The 18,110-nt window shown below is 45.0% G+C and carries 17 protein-coding genes; 9 read left to right on the top strand and 8 right to left on the bottom strand.

What is annotated here, in order from left to right; translation table 11 throughout:
• The first annotated feature begins 19 nt into the window (after nucleotides 1–19).
• From ffh to rplS, 5 genes are all read left to right on the top strand, one after another.
• On the top strand, nucleotides 20–1,402 hold the full coding sequence (gene ffh, locus R7O12_RS01265; protein WP_005385423.1) for a signal recognition particle protein: 1,383 nt from the start codon (nucleotides 20–22) through the stop codon (nucleotides 1,400–1,402).
• 209 nt (nucleotides 1,403–1,611) lie between these two features.
• Nucleotides 1,612–1,860 (top strand): 30S ribosomal protein S16, encoded by a 249-nt coding sequence (rpsP, locus tag R7O12_RS01260; protein WP_005379962.1) that lies wholly within the window; start codon nucleotides 1,612–1,614, stop codon nucleotides 1,858–1,860.
• 29 nt (nucleotides 1,861–1,889) lie between these two features.
• Nucleotides 1,890–2,438, top strand: a complete 549-nt coding sequence (gene rimM, locus R7O12_RS01255) for a ribosome maturation factor RimM (protein WP_005379964.1) — start codon at nucleotides 1,890–1,892, stop codon at nucleotides 2,436–2,438.
• A gap of 27 nt (nucleotides 2,439–2,465) precedes the next feature.
• Nucleotides 2,466–3,227, top strand: coding sequence for a tRNA (guanosine(37)-N1)-methyltransferase TrmD (gene trmD / locus R7O12_RS01250; protein WP_005385420.1), 762 nt, complete (start codon nucleotides 2,466–2,468; stop codon nucleotides 3,225–3,227).
• Between the two features lie 41 nt (nucleotides 3,228–3,268).
• On the top strand, nucleotides 3,269–3,622 hold the full coding sequence (gene rplS, locus R7O12_RS01245) for a 50S ribosomal protein L19 (RefSeq protein WP_005379971.1): 354 nt from the start codon (nucleotides 3,269–3,271) through the stop codon (nucleotides 3,620–3,622).
• A gap of 810 nt (nucleotides 3,623–4,432) precedes the next feature.
• Here rplS and yacG read toward each other — a convergent pair.
• The 8 genes from yacG to nadC form a co-directional block, all read right to left on the bottom strand.
• Nucleotides 4,433–4,627 carry a DNA gyrase inhibitor YacG gene (gene yacG / locus R7O12_RS01240; protein ID WP_017635922.1) on the bottom strand — a complete coding sequence of 65 codons (195 nt, stop codon included), beginning with the start codon at nucleotides 4,625–4,627 and terminating at the stop codon, nucleotides 4,433–4,435.
• A gap of 158 nt (nucleotides 4,628–4,785) precedes the next feature.
• Nucleotides 4,786–5,526 (bottom strand): cell division protein ZapD, encoded by a 741-nt coding sequence (zapD, locus tag R7O12_RS01235; RefSeq protein WP_005373086.1) that lies wholly within the window; start codon nucleotides 5,524–5,526, stop codon nucleotides 4,786–4,788.
• 27 nt (nucleotides 5,527–5,553) lie between these two features.
• Complete coding sequence (gene coaE / locus R7O12_RS01230) at nucleotides 5,554–6,168, bottom strand: dephospho-CoA kinase (protein ID WP_017635920.1); 615 nt, start codon at nucleotides 6,166–6,168, stop codon at nucleotides 5,554–5,556.
• Nucleotides 6,169–7,038, bottom strand: a complete 870-nt coding sequence (locus R7O12_RS01225; protein ID WP_025768182.1) for a prepilin peptidase — start codon at nucleotides 7,036–7,038, stop codon at nucleotides 6,169–6,171.
• Between the two features lie 64 nt (nucleotides 7,039–7,102).
• Nucleotides 7,103–8,326, bottom strand: coding sequence for a type II secretion system F family protein (locus R7O12_RS01220; RefSeq protein WP_017635918.1), 1,224 nt, complete (start codon nucleotides 8,324–8,326; stop codon nucleotides 7,103–7,105).
• A 23-nt stretch (nucleotides 8,327–8,349) separates the two neighbouring features.
• On the bottom strand, nucleotides 8,350–10,035 hold the full coding sequence (gene pilB / locus R7O12_RS01215; RefSeq protein ID WP_318105226.1) for a type IV-A pilus assembly ATPase PilB: 1,686 nt from the start codon (nucleotides 10,033–10,035) through the stop codon (nucleotides 8,350–8,352).
• An 11-nt stretch (nucleotides 10,036–10,046) separates the two neighbouring features.
• Nucleotides 10,047–10,484, bottom strand: coding sequence for a pilin (locus R7O12_RS01210; RefSeq protein ID WP_203346929.1), 438 nt, complete (start codon nucleotides 10,482–10,484; stop codon nucleotides 10,047–10,049).
• A gap of 262 nt (nucleotides 10,485–10,746) precedes the next feature.
• The gene (gene nadC / locus R7O12_RS01205; protein WP_206970627.1) at nucleotides 10,747–11,634 is read right to left on the bottom strand and encodes a carboxylating nicotinate-nucleotide diphosphorylase; all 888 of its coding nucleotides are present in this window, start codon (nucleotides 11,632–11,634) and stop codon (nucleotides 10,747–10,749) included.
• Nucleotides 11,635–11,726: 92 nt separating this feature from the next.
• On the opposite strand from nadC, the gene ampD reads away from it, so the two are divergent.
• The 4 genes from ampD (at nucleotide 11,727) to aceF (ending at nucleotide 18,081) form a co-directional block, all read left to right on the top strand.
• Nucleotides 11,727–12,278, top strand: coding sequence for a 1,6-anhydro-N-acetylmuramyl-L-alanine amidase AmpD (gene ampD / locus R7O12_RS01200; protein WP_318105229.1), 552 nt, complete (start codon nucleotides 11,727–11,729; stop codon nucleotides 12,276–12,278).
• Between the two features lie 405 nt (nucleotides 12,279–12,683).
• On the top strand, nucleotides 12,684–13,451 hold the full coding sequence (gene pdhR, locus R7O12_RS01195; RefSeq protein ID WP_005379989.1) for a pyruvate dehydrogenase complex transcriptional repressor PdhR: 768 nt from the start codon (nucleotides 12,684–12,686) through the stop codon (nucleotides 13,449–13,451).
• 48 nt (nucleotides 13,452–13,499) lie between these two features.
• On the top strand, nucleotides 13,500–16,163 hold the full coding sequence (gene aceE / locus R7O12_RS01190) for a pyruvate dehydrogenase (acetyl-transferring), homodimeric type (RefSeq protein ID WP_005386612.1): 2,664 nt from the start codon (nucleotides 13,500–13,502) through the stop codon (nucleotides 16,161–16,163).
• 19 nt (nucleotides 16,164–16,182) lie between these two features.
• Nucleotides 16,183–18,081, top strand: coding sequence for a pyruvate dehydrogenase complex dihydrolipoyllysine-residue acetyltransferase (gene aceF / locus R7O12_RS01185; RefSeq protein ID WP_213912218.1), 1,899 nt, complete (start codon nucleotides 16,183–16,185; stop codon nucleotides 18,079–18,081).
• Nucleotides 18,082–18,110: the final 29 nt, after the last annotated feature.

Here is an 18,110-nt window from a genome sequence, read left to right as displayed (position 1 = left end):
TTTTAGCGAAGAGACAAAGATGTTTGAGAATTTAACGGATCGATTATCCAAAACGCTGAAAAATATCAGTGGCAAAGGTCGTCTGACCGAAGACAACATTAAAGAAACCCTACGTGAAGTCCGAATGGCTCTACTTGAAGCTGACGTTGCGCTTCCGGTCGTTCGTGAATTTGTGAACCGCGTTAAAGAAAAAGCGGTGGGCGTAGAAGTTTCTAAATCTCTGACTCCAGGTCAGGAATTTATCAAGATCGTTCAAACAGAACTTGAAGCCGTAATGGGTGAGTCGAATGAGGCGCTAAACCTTGCCGCTCAACCACCTGCTGTGCTTCTTATGGCAGGTCTACAAGGTGCGGGTAAAACCACATCGGTAGGTAAGTTATCTAAGCTTCTAAAAGAACGTGACAAGAAGAAAGTTTTGGTTGTGTCTGCCGACGTTTACCGTCCTGCGGCAATCAAGCAGCTTGAAACACTGGCATCAGACATCGGTGTTGACTTCTTCCCATCATCACCAGACCAAAAGCCTATTGATATCGCCAATGCAGCGATTGACCATGCGAAGAAAAAATTCTACGACGTACTTATTGTCGATACCGCAGGTCGTTTGGCAATTGATGAAGAGATGATGGGGGAGATCAAAGATCTTCACGCAGCTATCAACCCAGTAGAAACGCTATTTGTTGTTGACGCCATGACGGGTCAAGACGCAGCAAATACAGCAAAAGCCTTTGGCGATGCGCTACCTCTTACCGGTGTAGTTCTAACTAAGGTTGATGGTGATGCTCGTGGTGGTGCGGCACTTTCAGTACGCCATGTCACGGGCAAACCAATCAAATTCTTGGGTGTCGGTGAAAAAACTGACGCGCTAGAACCGTTCCACCCAGATCGTGTTGCTTCACGTATTCTTGGCATGGGTGACGTTCTGTCTTTGATTGAAGACCTACAACGCAACGTTGACCAAGAAAAGGCAGAAAAGTTAGCGAAGAAGTTCAAAGAGAAGAAAGGTTTCGACCTTGAAGATTTCCGTGAACAGCTAGGCCAGATGCAAAACATGGGCGGCATGATGGGGATGATGGATAAGCTTCCAGGAATGTCCCAGCTACCAGACAATGTGAAAGATAAAGTCGATGACAAGATGTTCAAACAGATGGAAGCGATCATCAGCTCCATGACAATGAAAGAACGTCAACGCCCAGAAATTATCAAGGGCTCGCGCAAGAAGCGTATCGCGGCTGGTTCTGGTGTGCAGGTTCAAGATGTAAACCGCTTACTAAAACAGTTCACCCAAATGCAGAAAATGATGAAAAAGATGCAAAAAGGTGGCATGAAAGGCATGATGCGCAACATGCAAGGCATGATGGGCGGCATGGGTGGTGGCGGTGGCTTCAACCCATTTGGTCGTTAATTAATCGATCACGCATAGATTCAGGGTGTTAGGTACGTCACAAACTTTAAATTCAATTTATGTTGGTGAAAAAGTAACTAAACTCCTTGCATTGCTCCGGGAGAAGAGTAAAATTCCGGAGCTTTATTTTGGCACGAGACCCCAAACTGTTTAATTTCTTGAATGGTTTTTGGGGTTAATTTTATTTTTGAGAAAGCAAAGAGGACGACATGGTAACCATTCGTTTGGCACGTCACGGCGCTAAAAAGCGTCCATTTTATCAAATCGTAGTAGCGGACAGCCGCAACGCTGCAACTGGCCGTTTCATCGAGAAAGTTGGTTTCTTCAACCCAACTGCTAAAGGTCAAGAAGAAGGTCTACGTCTAGACCTAGACCGCGTTAACCACTGGGTTGGTCAAGGCGCGTCAGTATCTGACCGTGTTGCTAAGCTAGTTAAAGACGCTCAAAAAGCGGCTTAATTTTTTACTTGAAAAGTAGAAACTAGTTTATGTCGATGAAAGGTAAAGAAACAATGAGCAACGAAAAGATTGTTGTAGGCAAGTTTGGTGCTACTTACGGCATTCGTGGTTGGCTTAAGGTTTTTTCCTACACAGACAATGCTGAAAGCATTTTCGATTACAGCCCTTGGTACATTAACCAAAAGGGCAAGTGGGTTGAGTACAAAGTAGAAAGCTGGAAGCGCCATAACAAAGGTATGGTGGCTAAGCTGGAAGGCATGGATGTTCGTGAAGACGCGCATCTAATGACGAACTTTGAAATTGCTATTGACCCTGCGGTACTTCCTGAATTGTCAGAAGATGAGTTCTACTGGCGCGAATTGTTTGGGATGCAAGTTGTAACTACTAAAGGTTACGATCTAGGTGTCGTTACTGACATGCTAGAAACTGGCTCAAACGATGTTCTGGTTGTTAAAGCAAATCTTAAAGATGCTTTCGGGCAGAAGGAACGATTAATCCCGTTCCTTGAAGAGCAAGTGATCATTAATGTTGATCGCGAAGCTCAACGGATCGAAGTTGACTGGGATCCTGGATTCTAATCTCCAAAATTACAGAGCGAGATAAACATGTGGGTTGGCGTTATTAGCCTTTTTCCAGAAATGTTCCGTTCTGTTACTGATTTTGGAGTAACAGGTCAAGCGGTTAAAAAAGGTCTTTTGTCGATTGAGACTTGGAATCCTAGAGATTTCACTCACGACAAACATCGCACAGTCGATGACCGACCTTACGGTGGTGGCCCTGGTATGTTAATGATGGTTCAGCCTTTGCGCGATGCCATTCATACCGCGAAAGCAGCCTCACCGGGCAAGACGAAAGTCATCTACCTTTCTCCTCAAGGTCGCAAGCTCGACCAGAAAGGAGTGGAAGAACTGGCAACGAATGAGAACTTGCTTCTGATTTGTGGTCGTTATGAAGGGGTAGATGAGCGCATCATTCAATCTGAAGTCGACGAAGAATGGTCGATTGGTGATTTTGTGATGACGGGTGGTGAGATACCAGCCATGACGTTAATCGACTCTGTCTCTCGGTTTGTTCCGGGTGTACTAGGGGATTTCGCGTCAGCAGAAGAAGACTCTTTTGCAAATGGCTTGTTAGATTGCCCTCACTATACGCGTCCAGAAGTATTGGATGACAAAGAGGTACCAGCGGTACTGATGTCAGGCAATCACAAGGACATTCGTCAATGGCGACTCAAGCAGTCGTTGGGCCGTACTTGGCTAAGAAGACCAGAGCTCCTGGAAAACCTAGCTCTGACTGACGAACAGGAACAATTACTTGCTGAGTTTGTTAATGAGCATAAAGCCATTAAAGAACATAACGCAAAGTAACCTAATTTATTTAGTATCAGTTTATTCTAGGAATTTAAAAAATGAGTAACATCATCAAAGCTCTTGAAGAAGAGCAAATGAAATCAGACCTACCTAAATTTGCACCAGGTGACACTGTTGTAGTTCAAGTTAAGGTAAAAGAAGGTGACCGTGAGCGTCTACAGGCTTTCGAAGGCGTTGTAATCGCAATCCGTAACCGTGGTCTACACTCTGCTTTCACTGTACGTAAGATCTCTAACGGTGAAGGTGTTGAGCGTACGTTCCAAACACACTCTCCAATCGTTGATAGCATCGAAGTTAAACGCCGTGGTGCAGTACGTCGTGCCAAGTTGTACTACCTACGTGAGCGTTCTGGTAAGTCTGCTCGTATCAAAGAGAAACTTGCTAAGAAGTAATGCTATAACTAGCGTTCTCATCTTAAACGGAGTCCTTTTAGGGCTCCGTTTTTTTTATTTGTGTAATTAGCTTGCTCGTTTCTTTTCACCCGACCTGCACTGACGTACACTCCACGCCTCTGTCTTGCTGTGAATAGATTCCTGATGTCGCTATGGCTCCTCGGAATGACGGGAAATGATGGCCAAAGATTACAGGGCACCGCGGTTAAAATTCATCATTCTGAACAGCGACGAAGGAGCGTGATTCAGAATCTACTAGTCGAGCATGCAATTGTTTAAGTTGTTAGCTTCATCCTTGCTATGAGTAGATTCCTGATGCCGTTATGGCTCCTCGGAATGACAGGAAATGATGGTCAAAGATTATAGAGTACCGTGGTTAAAAATCGTCATTCTGGATAGCGACGAAGGAGCGTGATTCAGAATCTACTAGTTGAGAATGTAAGTGTTTAAGTTGTTAGCTTCATCCTTGCTGTTAGTTGATTCTTAATGTCGCTATAGCTCCTCTGAATGATGGGAATTGATAGCCAAAGATTACAGGGTACCGCGGTTGAAATTCGTCATTCTGGACAGCGACGAAGGAGCGTGGTTAAAAATCTACTCGCTGAGAATGCTAGTGTTTCAGTTGTCCAACAGTATTCTTGCTATGAGTAGGTTCTTGATTTCGCTATGGCTCCTCTGAATGACGGGAATTGATAGCCAAAGATTACAGGGTACCGCGGTTAAAATTCGTCATTCTGGACAGCGACGAAGGAGCGTGATTCAGATTCCCCAAGAAGGAACCTAGGATCTTCCTTTACCCTAGGTCTTAATTTAGTACTGATCTTCAGACCAGCCATCACTATCGGACATATCGGGTGCGCCTGGGATGGTGTTTTCTTCATCTGCCCATTCACCAAAATCAATCATTTGGCATTGTTTACTGCAGAAAGGGCGATGAGGACTTTGTTCTCCCCATTCTACGTCGGCGCCACATTGTGGACATTGAACGATGGTAACTTTAGACATAGTTGAGCGTCCCATTACTAATTGGTGTTAAAGGGTAGTATACCTAAACGAATTAAAGATGGCTTATTCAACGCGCTATTGCTGCTACGAAATTTTATCAAATATAAGCGCAATAAAGCGTTGAATTTTAGATTATGGAGGCGAGGCGTAGTGTCGTCTTAGCTGCACACAGCAAGTTCAAATTCAATATCTTGTGTGCACGCTTGACCGTTTTCAAACGACATGAACTTGATCGCAAAGCGGTTTTTATGGCCTGAAATCATAGGATACACGCCATATTCCATTGGGATGTGAAGTCTTAGAATGTTGGCTTCATCAGCGTCACTTTGGAAGAAACCTGCACGACCGATTTGAGCTTTGAAATGTCCGGTCTCTCTAGTGAGCTTTAACCATAACGAAAGCGCATCAGATAAGGGCTTTAAGCTTGCTTGCCACTGTTGTGCATCACGCTTTTTACGTTCAATAGGTAGATGAAGCCAGTAGTGTAATGCTGGCAGATCAAAACAGCATGAACCACCCGGTAGATTAAAGCGTTGACGGATAGAGCTTAGGAAGCGATCTTCTTTTAATGCTTGGCCAAAACGTTCAGCACCCATTAGTTGGCTATGAACGACATCTATCTCTTGTAGTAGGGTATTTAATGCGTCTTGATCGACACCATCAACATTGAGCCAATGGCGGTACGACAGCCGCTGCTTCTCAAGATCTTTAGCCAGTTCACTTTTCAGTTGGATTTGTTCGAAGATCTCAACCATATCGAATAACGCACGGAAAAACAGTTGATACTGATGATTTTCGCTAAACCCAGAGGCCAAGTGAGCCTGACGCAGCAGAGACTCCACTCTTAGATAAATACGAGTTTTCTCATTTAACGGATGTTCAAATTTGTGCGTGGTCATCGACATAAGCCTTTGTGAGTTTCGTTCCTATTTTCGCAGATTTTTCTTACACATGGCTAGGTACTTTTCGTGCAAATCTGTGATTTGAAGCAAAAGATCAGGGTCACTTGGATTATTCTTAACCACATCGTCTGCAAGCGCGAGCCTTTGCTCTCTTGATGCTTGAGAGGCAAGGATGGCGCGAACTTGATCTTCACTCACATTGTCTCGTTTCATCGTGCGAGATATCTGTGTATTCGGTTCTACATCGACGACAAGAACGCGATCACACAAACTATCTAGCTTGTTTTCTACGAGCAACGGCACCACAAGTAACGCATACTCTGAAGTGACTTGCTGCAAATCTTCGATCATCTTTTCACGAATTATCGGGTGCAACAGTGCGTTGAGCCATGCTTTTTCATCTGAATTCGAAAAGATTTTTTCTCTCAGCTTTGCGCGATCTAAAGTTTGGTCTTCACGAACGATATCGTGACCAAAGTGTTCAATAATCGCGTTTAGGCCGGGAGTACCTGGCTCGACAACTTCTCTTGCTACAATGTCGGCATCGACGATATCGATTTTAAATTGTTGTTTGAACAGATTCGCGACGGTTGTTTTTCCACTAGCGATACCACCTGTTAAACCAATAACCAAAGCCATTTACACTCCTAGAACTGAAGTAAAGTACCAGTTTAAAATCTGCTCGCCCCAAATTAAGCTTATCCAACCAGCAATTGCTAAGTAAGGACCGAAAGGGAAAGCTTTTTCAATTCCCTGCTTTTGCAAGCGTAGTTGAATGATGCCAAATACGATGCCAACCACAGAAGAAAGTAGAATGATCATCGGCAGTGACTGCCAACCTAGCCAAGCCCCTAGTGCTGCTAGTAGTTTAAAATCACCATATCCCATTCCTTCTTTACCAGTAAGTAGCTTAAAGCCCCAGTAAACGGACCAGAGACATAGGTAACCAGCAATAGCACCAATGACAGAATCTTGTAGAGTAACAGGACTTATTTCGACTAATGCTAAGGCAATGCCAGCCCAAGTTAATGGTAATGTTAATTGGTCAGGTAACAACATAGTATCGAGATCGATAAATGTTGCAGCGATTAAGATAAAAGTGAAAAAGAGTAGGGCAACGGTAAAGTAACTAAAACCAAAGTGGTAAGCGACAAAGCCTGAGCAGAATGCAGTGAGCAGTTCAATCAGTGGATAGCGTGTGCTAATGGTTGTCTGACAGTTGTGACATTTGCCTTTTAAAAGCAGCCAGCTAATCACAGGAATGTTGTCGCGAATACGTATCGGTGTTGCGCATTTCTGGCAGGAGGAGCGTGGGACGCTCAAGGTCAGCACTTCTTTAGGAGGTTCTATTTTGTATTCAGGAAATGACTCGGCACATTCGCGTCGCCATTCTAGTTCCATGATTTTAGGTAGTCGATAAATAACCACATTGAGGAAGCTACCCACGATCAGACCGAAGATGGTGGCAAACACAACGAATAGCCAAGGGTAGTACTGGAATACTTCCATATTTGTCTCTTGAGCGATGAGTGAAATCAGCAAGATGCTGTTTTAAAGGAGTTAACAGCTCATTCTAGCCCAATACACTCATTAAGTTAAAGATTGGCAAGTACATTGCTGTCACTAATCCGCCAACAACGATACCTAAAAATACGATAATTAGCGGCTCTAGAATTTTACTAAGGTTGTCGACGGTGTTGTCGACTTCAAACTCGTAGATCGTTGCAACTTTATTGAGCATATCGTCAAGTCGACCAGACTCTTCACCGATCATGACCATTTGTAACACTAATTCAGGGAACACATTACAGTTACGCATGGCAACATACATTGGCATACCTGCGGCGGTATCACGGTAAACTTCTTCTATGGCGAGTTGATAGTGTAAGTTTCCTGAGGTTTTTGATGTGGTTTTTAAACTGGTTAGAATTGGAATACCCGCTGTAAAGCTTGTGGCGAGTGTTCGACTAAATTTGGCGATAGCGGCTTTTGATAATACAGGGCCCAGGACAGGAAATTTAAGCACAGAGCGGTTGAGCATTAAGCGAAAAGAATCTGAACGCTTAGAGAGGATTCTCGCCGAAATGAATAAACTAATGGAGCCTAGTGCGATAAACGGACTCCAGTTTTGTGTCCAGGCGGAAAGATCTAATACTTGCCTGGTAAACCACGGTAAGTCAGCACCAAAACCAACAAACATTTTTTCAAACTCGGGAATGACTTTGGTGAGCATGATAAACGACACGCCTAACGCTACTAGCACTACCATGGCTGGGTAGATCAGTGCTTTGATCACTTTCGCACGGAGTTGTTCATTTTTTTCTCGGTAGGTGGCTAAGCGCTCGAACACTTCTGCTAAGTTACCGGATTGCTCACCTGTGGCGATAAGATCGGTATAGAGTGGGTCAAAGTGTTCACTTGCAGTGCGCATGGCTTTTGACATGGGCGTCCCTGCTTCAACGGCGCGTGTCACGCTCATCAAAATGGATTTCATCTCTGCTTTTTTGTGATTCTCTGATACCAATTTTAAAGCCTGAACCAAGGGCACACCGGTTATCAACATCGTCGAAATCTGACGGGTAAACACCGTGATGTCTCTGCCTTTCACGCGATGGCTGAGTTTAGTGAGAAACGAGATACTGCTTTTCTTTAACTTCTTGATCTTGATGTGCTGTGCGTCTAGACGCTCGCGTACTTCAATTTCTGTCATCGCGAGGGTTTGCCCAGATGTCTTTTTGCCTGAACTGTTGATGCCTTTCCAGCGGAAGTTTTTAAGTTGTGGTGTAGTGCTTTTCATGGATGTGACTGCTGATTAAAGGATTAAAAATAAAGTACGCGCTGTAGTTCACTAAAACTTGTGATCCCTTGTTTGAGTTTTTCTATGCCCGACATTTGTAACGTGCTCATACCATTTGCGATGGCGAGTTTTTCTAGTTCATGTACAGAGGCGCCTTTAATAAGCGCTTCGGAAAGAAATTCATCAAAGCGCATCACTTCATAAATCCCCGTTCGGCCGGAATAACCATGGGTACACTCATTGCATCCATCGGGATTGGCTTTAAAAATGTTGTCGCTTGCTTGAATACTGAGATGTTGCAACTGAACGGTAAGCTCTTGTGGTTGCTTGCAGACCGAGCACAGTTTACGGGCTAAGCGCTGGGCAATAATCAAACTAAGAGAGGAGGCCAAGTTAAAGCTTTCTACGCCCATGTTTGATAAACGAATCACCGTTTCAGCTGCAGAATTGGTATGCAAGGTTGAAAGTACTAAGTGACCGGTTTGCGATGCTTTTATGGCGATTTCCGCAGTGTCTAAGTCACGAATCTCACCGACCATTACCACATCCGGGTCTTGACGTAAGAAAGAGCGCAGGGCTTCGGCAAAACCAAAACCAATCTTAGGCTGAACTTGAACTTGGTTAATGCCCGATAAGTTAATTTCTACTGGGTCTTCTGCCGTGGAAATGTTGATTTCTGGCTTATTGAGGATACTCAGCCCAGTGTACAGAGAAACGGTTTTTCCGCTCCCGGTTGGGCCTGTCATCAGAATCATGCCTTGTGGGCGACGCAGCGCATCCAAGTACAATTGTTTTTGTTGTTCGCTATAACCAAGCTTGTCGATATCCAATGACGCAGAGCTGCTGTCGAGCAGTCGTAGTACAATTTTCTCTCCGAATAGAGTCGGTAGCGTGGATACACGCATATCAATTGCGGTGTCTTGATTCAACTTGAGCTTAATACGCCCATCTTGTGGTAAACGTCGCTCTGCAATATCAAGTTTAGAGAGGATTTTGATACGAGCGGATAAGCGGCGACTTAAGTGGCTTGGTGGCTGCTGTGTTTCAATTAAGATGCCATCACAGCGTAGGCGCACACGGTACATCTTTTCATAAGGCTCAAAGTGGATATCGGATGCGCCTTTGCGCACAGCGTCCAACAGAATTTGGTTGATGTAACGGCTAACAGGAGACTCATCTTGGCTCAAGTCTTCAATGTTGTCGATTTCATCTGCGCCCACATCAACCAGATTGGCTAACTCTTCTTGGTTGATCTCTTTTAACCCGGACTTCTCATGACTCAATGAACGACCATATAAGCGTCGAATTGCCGCGCTGAGTTGACGAAAATCCGCCAACACCAATTCAATCTGTAAACCAGTGGCAAAGCGAAAATCATCTTCTGCTTGTTGGTTGGTGGGGTCGGCAACCGCTAATAATAACGTTGAAGACGTACGCTGGAGTGGGAGTGCGTTATGCCGCGTGATTAATTCCCTAAGGCCAAGTTGCTGACAAAGCGAAGCATACTCGTACTGAGATAACTCGGGCTGATTTAAACCAAAGAGAGAACTTAAGTGCTCAGCGAGTTCGCTTGATGTAAATAATCCAGAACTGAGTAAAGCCTCTGGCATCGAAATGCCAGAAGCTTTGACTTGCTCTATTAACGATTCTTCTTGGGAAAAAGTCAGTAACCCTTTTTGGCGAAGAACCGTGGAGAGGTTAGTTAGCACTGCTTAACTTCTTACGAGCATGCTTTAGGCTTTACACCTGTAGCAGTAATGCCAGAGGTACAGTTCCATTGACCTGTTCCATCACGCCCTAGAGTAACGTCTTTACTGATAACGTCTGGACTTACACCGGTGCTATTAAATGTGAATTTTATTGCACCTGACGACGTACTTGCTCCTGAAGCTGAAGCTGTATAGCTAATTACACCAAGTGGAGAAGTCGGAACTGGTAGCTGGGCTGCTGTTGGAAATGAGCCATTTTCAACAACATAAGTTTCAACATTTATTCTATGCCCAGTGATGGATGCTAGTGCAGACGCTGCCTCACTTTTAGCTACATATTTTTGGTATTGTGGAACTGCAATTGCAGCTAAAACACCAATTACCGCCACCACAATCATTAACTCAATCAGAGTAAAACCCTGTTGTTTTTTCTGTTTACTGTTTTTCATTTTTAACCCTTTCCTAAAAATTAATAATGCTCTTGCATTGGCGAAAGATTATGGAGAGTTAAGGTGGGTTGAAAATGGGGAAGGGATGGGCTCTCGAGTGAGATAAAACTCTTTGGTGAAAAGTTGCATATCGCATGCAGAGTTTTGCGAGTAGTACTATTTTTTTAGTGGATAAAAAGAAAGGGCCAATTGGCCCTTTTAAATGATTAGTTACTCACAACTCACTGAGTTAGTTGAAGTAATTGAGATTGTGTTGCTTTTATTATTTGAAGCGCATCGAAAGATCCATCGCTTTTAGATGCTTAGTCAACGCGCCTACCGAAATGTAATCGACACCGGTTTCTGCGTATTCTGCGATGGTCTCTAGCGTAATGTTGCCGGAGTTCTCTAAAGCGGCACGACCTGCGTTAATCGCTACGGCTTCACGCATCATTTCTTTTGTGAAGTTATCGAGCATGATGATGTCGGCACCAGCCTCTATCGCTTGTTTCAACTCTTCTAAGCTTTCCGTTTCTACTTCTACCGGTTTGCCTGGGTTAAGCTCTTTCGCTTTTTGGATGGCTTGAGTGATGCCACCACAAGCAATAATGTGGTTTTCTTTAATAAGGTAAGCGTCGAACACACCGATGCGATGATTAAAGCCACCACCGCAGGTCACGGCGTATTTTAGTGCGCTACGCAGACCAGGAATGGTTTTGCGTGTGTCTAGTAGACGGCACTCAGTATGCGCGATTTTTTCAGCGTACTCTGCGGTAACTGTTGCGCAGCCAGACAGCGTTTGGATGAAGTTCATTGCGTTACGTTCACCAGTCAACAAGTCACGAGCAGGGCCTGTCAGCGTGCAAAGGGTTTGGTTAGGCTCGACTTTATCGCCGTCCTTTACGTGCCATTCAATACTGACCTTGTCACCGAGCTGTTTAAAAACTTCATCAGCCCATGCTTGACCACAGAACACACCATGCTCACGAGTAATAATCGTTGCGGTATTAACCGCATCGGCAGGGATCAAAGATGCAGTAATGTCGTTATCTGCGTCGACACTGCCACCTAGATCTTCTTTTAAGGTATCAGCGACAGAGCGAGTGATCTCTAAAGGGAGTTGTTGTTTAAGGTATTCTAGGCGTTCTTGAATGTTGTGTGTGTTCTTCATCGCAAATCTTGTCTTGAAAGGGAGATGGCAACGAATGATACTCTCCGGTGTCAATAATTTCAGCAGTTAATTTGCAAAGTAGAGAGGTTGATATGCGCCCAATTATCGAGAATGGCTGGCTGACACAGGCAAAGCATGTTCCGTCACCATTTTTTGATGCTCGCTCTGATACAAACGACATCTCTCTGCTGGTGGTACACAACATCAGTTTGCCTCCTGGGCAGTTTGGTGGAACGTATATTGAGGACTTCTTCACTGGCAAGCTAGACCCAAATGCACATCCATTTTTTGAAGTTATTCACAAAATGGGCGTTTCTGCACATTGCTTGATTAAAAGAAACGGCGAGGTTGTTCAATTTGTTTCTTTTCTCGATAGAGCATGGCATGCCGGTCAATCCAGTTTCGCGGGCAGGAAGCGTTGTAATGATTATTCCATTGGTATCGAGCTTGAAGGGACAGAATTTACTGCCTACACAGAAGCGCAATATCAATCACTTGCAGAGATCACTGAGGTGATTATGCAATCTTATCCTCAAATCACCCCGCCACGAATTACCGGTCATCAATATATTGCGCCCTTGAGAAAAAGCGATCCTGGTCTAAGCTTTGATTGGGTGAAATATAGACTGCTTATACAGCGTTGATTTGTAGCGAAAGTGTAAATTCAAAAAAGCGAAATAAATAAGGCATACGATCAGGTATGCCTTTTTTTGATACCAGAAATATTAATGATTGTTAAAAGTTAACTACATTTTTACGCTCGTACATGCCGTTTTGGTGAATAAATAGACTGATGATTTTGTCATTTTCTGTATTTCTTTTCCAAAACTGCTAGCACGTCGACTTCCCATTTGTATGCTTTATGTAATTGGTCATACCAATTCTATTGCTGTTTTAACAGTCGATTGTTATCAGAGTGTTGGAAGTAAGCTCGTTCTATGATTTAGGTCAATTTTCGGCTGGACAGTGGCGTTTTAATTATGTTAATTTCTGCACCAACTTAAAATTGGTATTACCAATTACCTGCAAGAGTAGAAGAACAATAAATTATGGCTTATCAAAGGATTCGTCAGCCAAAACTCTCTGATGTTATAGAACAAGAGTTAGAAAGGTTGATAGTGGAAGGAACATTGTCTCCGGGGCAACAACTGCCTCCAGAGCGTGAACTGGCAAAACAGTTCGATGTGTCTCGTCCTTCAGTCCGAGAAGCCATTCAACGCTTGGAAGCGAAGCGTTTGTTGACTCGTCGCCAAGGTGGCGGAACATTCGTAAGTGAGAATATCTGGAAGAGCTTTTCAGATCCCTTGTTGAATTTGTTGTCTAGTCATTCTGAAACCCAGCTTGATGTGCTTGAGTCTCGTCATGCGATGGAAGGAATTTCAGCCTACTTTGCAGCTTTACGTGGTACCGAAGAAGATTTTGCGCGTATTCAAGGTTGCCTTGAGCGCATTAGCCAAGAGCAAGCAAACAACGATATCGAAGCTGAATCTGCGGAAGTAATGCAATTTTTGATCGCTTTGACAGAGGCCGCGCACAACGTGGTTTTGTTGCACATTGTTCGAAGCTTAGCACCTTTGCTTGAGCAAAATATTCTACAAAATTTTAAATTACTACGTCGCCGCCCAGAAGCGGTCGAGAAAGTCAGTAAACACCGAGCCAATATCGTGGATGCGATTGTTTCTGGTCAGCCTGAAAAGGCGCGAGAAATGTCCCACTCGCACTTGGCTTACATCGAAGAAACATTGTTGGATTTGACTCGAGAAGAGTCTCGACGAGAGCGTTCTCTACGTCGAATTCAGCAGGGTAATGACTCGTAAGAGCGTTACTTAAATAAGTAGATCCAACCAACAGAAGGATAGATCGCCATGTCTGATATGAAGCATGACGTAGATGCACTGGAAACTCAAGAATGGCTACAAGCGCTTGAGTCAGTTGTACGTGAAGAAGGTCTAGAGCGTGCTCAATTCCTATTAGAGCAAGTTCTAGATAAAGCACGTCTAGACGGTGTTGATATGCCAACAGGTATCACAACTAACTACATCAACACGATTCCTGCAGACCAAGAACCAGCATACCCAGGTGACACAACACTTGAGCGTCGTATTCGCTCAATTATTCGTTGGAACGCTATCATGATCGTTCTACGTGCATCCAAGAAAGACCTAGAGCTAGGCGGCCACATGGCGTCTTTCCAGTCTTCTGCTGCGTTCTACGAGACATGTTTCAACCACTTCTTCCGTGCACCAAACGAGAAGGATGGTGGCGACCTAGTTTACTACCAAGGTCACATTTCACCAGGTATCTACTCACGTGCATTCGTTGAAGGTCGTCTAACTGAAGAGCAGCTAGACAACTTCCGTCAAGAAGTAGACGGCAAAGGTATTCCTTCATACCCGCACCCTAAACTGATGCCTGAATTCTGGCAGTTCCCGACAGTATCGATGGGCCTAGGTCCAATCGCTTCTATCTACCAAGCTCGTTTCCTTAAGTACCTAGAAGGCCGTGGTCTTAAAGATACTTCAGAGCAGCGCGTTTACGCGTTCCTAGGTGACGGTGAGATGGATGAGCCAGAATCACGTGGTGCTATCTCTTTTGCTGCGCGTGAGAAACTAGATAACCTATGCTTCCTAATCAACTGTAACCTACAGCGTCTAGATGGCCCTGTAATGGGTAACGGTAAGATCATTCAAGAACTTGAAGGTCTGTTCAAAGGTGCTGGTTGGAACGTAGTGAAAGTAATCTGGGGTAACAACTGGGATTCACTACTAGCTAAAGATACGACTGGTAAGCTTCTACAGCTTATGAATGAAACGATCGACGGCGACTACCAAACATTCAAATCAAAAGATGGCGCGTACGTACGTGAGCACTTCTTTGGTAAGTACCCAGAGACAGCTGCACTTGTTGCTGACATGACTGATGACGAAATCTTCGCACTTAAGCGTGGTGGTCACGAGTCTTCTAAGCTATACGCGGCATACAAAAACGCGGCAGAAACTAAAGGTCGTCCAACAGTAATCCTAGCTAAGACTGTTAAAGGTTACGGCATGGGTGAAGCGGCTGAAGGTAAGAACATCGCGCACCAAGTTAAGAAGATGGACATGACTCACGTACTACACCTACGTGATCGTCTAGGTCTTCAAGACATCCTAACTGACGAAGCAGTGAAAGAACTTCCGTACCTGAAACTTGAAGAAGGTTCAAAAGAGTACGAATACCTACACGCTCGTCGTAAAGCGCTACACGGCTACACGCCACAGCGTCTACCAAAATTCACTCAAGAATTCATCGTTCCTGAGCTAGAAGAATTCAAGCCACTACTAGAAGAACAGAAGCGTGATATCTCTTCTACTATGGCATTCGTACGTGCACTAAACGTTCTACTTAAGAACAAGAACATTGGTAAGAACATCGTTCCTATCATTGCTGACGAAGCACGTACATTCGGTATGGAAGGTCTGTTCCGTCAAATCGGTATCTACAACCCGCACGGCCAAACATACACACCAGAAGACCGTGGCGTTGTTTCTTACTACAAAGAAGCGACTTCAGGTCAGGTTCTACAAGAAGGTATCAACGAGCTAGGTGCTATGTCTTCATGGGTTGCTGCTGCGACTTCATACTCGACAAACGACCTACCAATGATTCCGTTCTACATCTACTACTCAATGTTCGGCTTCCAACGTGTTGGCGACATGGCGTGGATGGCTGGTGACCAACAAGCACGTGGTTTCCTACTAGGTGCAACTGCGGGTCGTACAACGTTGAACGGTGAAGGTCTACAGCACGAAGACGGCCACTCGCACATTTTGGCGGGTACGGTTCCTAACTGTATTTCTTACGACCCAACGTTCGCGTACGAAGTAGCTGTAATCATGCAAGACGGTATCCGTCGCATGTACGGTCCAGAACAAGAAAACGTGTTCTACTACCTAACGCTAATGAACGAAAACTACGCAATGCCAGCAATGCCAGAAGGCGCTGAAGAAGGCATCCGTAAAGGTATCTACAAGCTAGAAACTTACACGGGCGACAAAGCGAAAGTTCAGCTAATGAGCTCTGGTACCATCATGAATGAAGTACGTAAAGCAGCTCAAATCCTAAGCGAAGATTACGGTGTTGCTTCTGATGTTTACTCTGTAACGTCATTCAACGAACTAACTCGCGATGGCCAAGATGCAGAGCGTTTCAACATGCTTCACCCAGAAGCGGAAGCGAAAGTACCTTACATCCAAACAGTAATGGGTACTGAACCTGCTATCGCAGCAACTGACTACATGAAGAACTACGCAGAGCAGGTTCGTGCATACATTCCTGCTGAGTCTTTCAAAGTTCTTGGTACTGATGGCTTCGGTCGTTCAGACAGCCGTGAAAACCTACGTCGTCACTTCGAAGTGAACGCAGGTTACGTAGTAGTAGCAGCGCTAACTGAACTAGCGAAACGTGGCGAAGTTGAGAAATCTGTAGTTGCAGAAGCAATTAAGAAATTCGACATCGACACAGAGAAAACAAACCCGCTATACGCTTAATTAAGAAGGTAGATAAGAAATGGCAATCGAAATTAATGTACCAGACATCGGTGCGGATGAGGTTGAAGTTACTGAGATTCTTGTAAGCGTTGGCGACAAGGTTGAAGAAGAGCAGTCTCTGATCACAGTTGAAGGCGATAAAGCTTCTATGGAAGTTCCTGCTTCTCAAGCGGGTATCGTTAAAGAAATCAAAGTTGCAGAAGGCGACAAGGTTTCTACTGGTTCTCTAATCATGATTTTCGAAGCCGAGGGTGCAGCTGACGCTGCACCTGCTCCTGCGGCAGAAGCAGCTCCAGCAGCAGCTCCAGCTCCAGCAGCAGCGGCAGAACTAAAAGAAGTTCACGTACCAGACATCGGTGGTGATGAAGTAGAAGTTACTGAAATCATGGTTGCCGTTGGCGACAGCATCGAAGAAGAGCAATCTCTTCTAACTGTTGAAGGCGACAAAGCTTCTATGGAAGTTCCAGCGCCATTCGCAGGTACTCTAAAAGAGATCAAAGTTGCAGCAGGCGATAAAGTATCGACTGGCTCACTTATCATGGTATTCGAAACAGCAGGTTCAGGCGCTCCAGCAGCACCAGCGGCAGCTGAAGCTCCTGCGGCAGCAGCTCCAGCAGCGTCTGCGGCAAAAGAAGTGAACGTTCCAGATATCGGCGGCGACGAAGTTGAAGTTACTGAGATCATGGTTGCGGTTGGCGACACAGTGGAAGAAGAGCAATCTCTAATCACTGTTGAAGGTGACAAAGCTTCTATGGAAGTTCCTGCACCATTCGCTGGCACAGTTAAAGAAATCAAGATTGCAGCTGGCGACAAAGTGTCTACTGGCTCACTAATCATGGTATTCGAAGTGGCGGGTGCAGCACCTGCTCCTGCAGCAGCTCCAGCTCCAGCTCCAGCGGCAGCACCTGCAGCTCCGGCTCCTAAAGCAGAAGCTCCAGCGGCAGCAGCTCCAGCAGCGACTGGCGATTTCAAAGAAAACGATGAGTACGCTCACGCGTCTCCAGTTGTTCGTCGTCTAGCGCGTGAATTTGGCGTTAATCTTTCTAAGGTTAAAGGTTCTGGTCGTAAGAGCCGTATCCTAAAAGAAGACGTTCAAGCTTACGTGAAAGATGCACTTAAGCGTCTTGAGTCTGGCGCAGGTGCAGCAGCATCTGGCAAAGGCGACGGCGCGGCTCTTGGTCTACTACCATGGCCAAAAGTGGACTTCAGCAAGTTTGGTGAGACAGAAGTTCAACCGCTATCTCGCATTAAGAAGATCTCTGGCGCAAACCTACACCGTAACTGGGTAATGATCCCGCACGTTACACAGTGGGATAACGCAGACATCACGGCTCTTGAAGCATTCCGTAAAGAGCAAAACGCGATTGAAGCGAAGAAAGACACTGGCATGAAGATCACACCACTTGTGTTCATCATGAAAGCGGTAGCTAAAGCGCTTGAAGCGTTCCCAGCGTTCAACTCTTCTCTATCAGAAGACGGTGAGAGCCTAATTCTGAAGAAATACGTGAATGTTGGTATCGCGGTAGATACACCAAACGGTCTAGTTGTTCCTGTATTTAAAGACGTGAACAAGAAAGGCATCTACGAGCTATCTGAAGAGCTAATGGCGGTTTCTAAGAAAGCACGTGCAGGCAAGCTAACAGCTGCTGACATGCAAGGTGGCTGTTTCACTATCTCTAGCCTAGGCGGTATCGGCGGTACGGCGTTTACTCCAATCGTAAACGCGCCAGAAGTTGGTATCCTAGGTGTGTCTAAGTCAGAAATGAAACCGGTATGGAACGGTAAAGAGTTCGAACCGCGTCTACAACTTCCACTGTCTCTATCATACGACCACCGTGTGATCGATGGTGCTGAAGGTGCGCGCTTCATCACTTACCTAAACTCATGTCTATCTGACATTCGTCGTCTAGTTCTGTAATAGAAATTAGATGAATGAGAGGCGGCAAC

The sequence above is a fragment of the Vibrio sp. Vb1574 genome, from assembly GCF_033338675.1.
This window is presented reverse-complemented; position numbering and strand designations above follow the sequence as displayed.

Excerpts from the sequence above, each read along its gene's own strand:
- ffh (WP_005385423.1), top strand. The coding sequence starts at position 20 with ATGTTTGAGAATTTAACGGATCGATTATCCAAAACGCTGAAAAATATC.
- rpsP (WP_005379962.1), top strand. The coding sequence starts at position 1,612 with ATGGTAACCATTCGTTTGGCACGTCACGGCGCTAAAAAGCGTCCATTT.
- rimM (WP_005379964.1), top strand. The coding sequence starts at position 1,890 with ATGTCGATGAAAGGTAAAGAAACAATGAGCAACGAAAAGATTGTTGTA.
- trmD (WP_005385420.1), top strand. The coding sequence starts at position 2,466 with ATGTGGGTTGGCGTTATTAGCCTTTTTCCAGAAATGTTCCGTTCTGTT.
- rplS (WP_005379971.1), top strand. The coding sequence starts at position 3,269 with ATGAGTAACATCATCAAAGCTCTTGAAGAAGAGCAAATGAAATCAGAC.
- yacG (WP_017635922.1), bottom strand. The coding sequence starts at position 4,627 with ATGTCTAAAGTTACCATCGTTCAATGTCCACAATGTGGCGCCGACGTA.
- zapD (WP_005373086.1), bottom strand. The coding sequence starts at position 5,526 with ATGACCACGCACAAATTTGAACATCCGTTAAATGAGAAAACTCGTATT.
- coaE (WP_017635920.1), bottom strand. The coding sequence starts at position 6,168 with ATGGCTTTGGTTATTGGTTTAACAGGTGGTATCGCTAGTGGAAAAACA.
- R7O12_RS01225 (WP_025768182.1), bottom strand. The coding sequence starts at position 7,038 with ATGGAAGTATTCCAGTACTACCCTTGGCTATTCGTTGTGTTTGCCACC.
- R7O12_RS01220 (WP_017635918.1), bottom strand. The coding sequence starts at position 8,326 with ATGAAAAGCACTACACCACAACTTAAAAACTTCCGCTGGAAAGGCATC.
- R7O12_RS01210 (WP_203346929.1), bottom strand. The coding sequence starts at position 10,484 with ATGAAAAACAGTAAACAGAAAAAACAACAGGGTTTTACTCTGATTGAG.
- nadC (WP_206970627.1), bottom strand. The coding sequence starts at position 11,634 with ATGAAGAACACACACAACATTCAAGAACGCCTAGAATACCTTAAACAA.
- ampD (WP_318105229.1), top strand. The coding sequence starts at position 11,727 with ATGCGCCCAATTATCGAGAATGGCTGGCTGACACAGGCAAAGCATGTT.
- pdhR (WP_005379989.1), top strand. The coding sequence starts at position 12,684 with ATGGCTTATCAAAGGATTCGTCAGCCAAAACTCTCTGATGTTATAGAA.
- aceE (WP_005386612.1), top strand. The coding sequence starts at position 13,500 with ATGTCTGATATGAAGCATGACGTAGATGCACTGGAAACTCAAGAATGG.
- aceF (WP_213912218.1), top strand. The coding sequence starts at position 16,183 with ATGGCAATCGAAATTAATGTACCAGACATCGGTGCGGATGAGGTTGAA.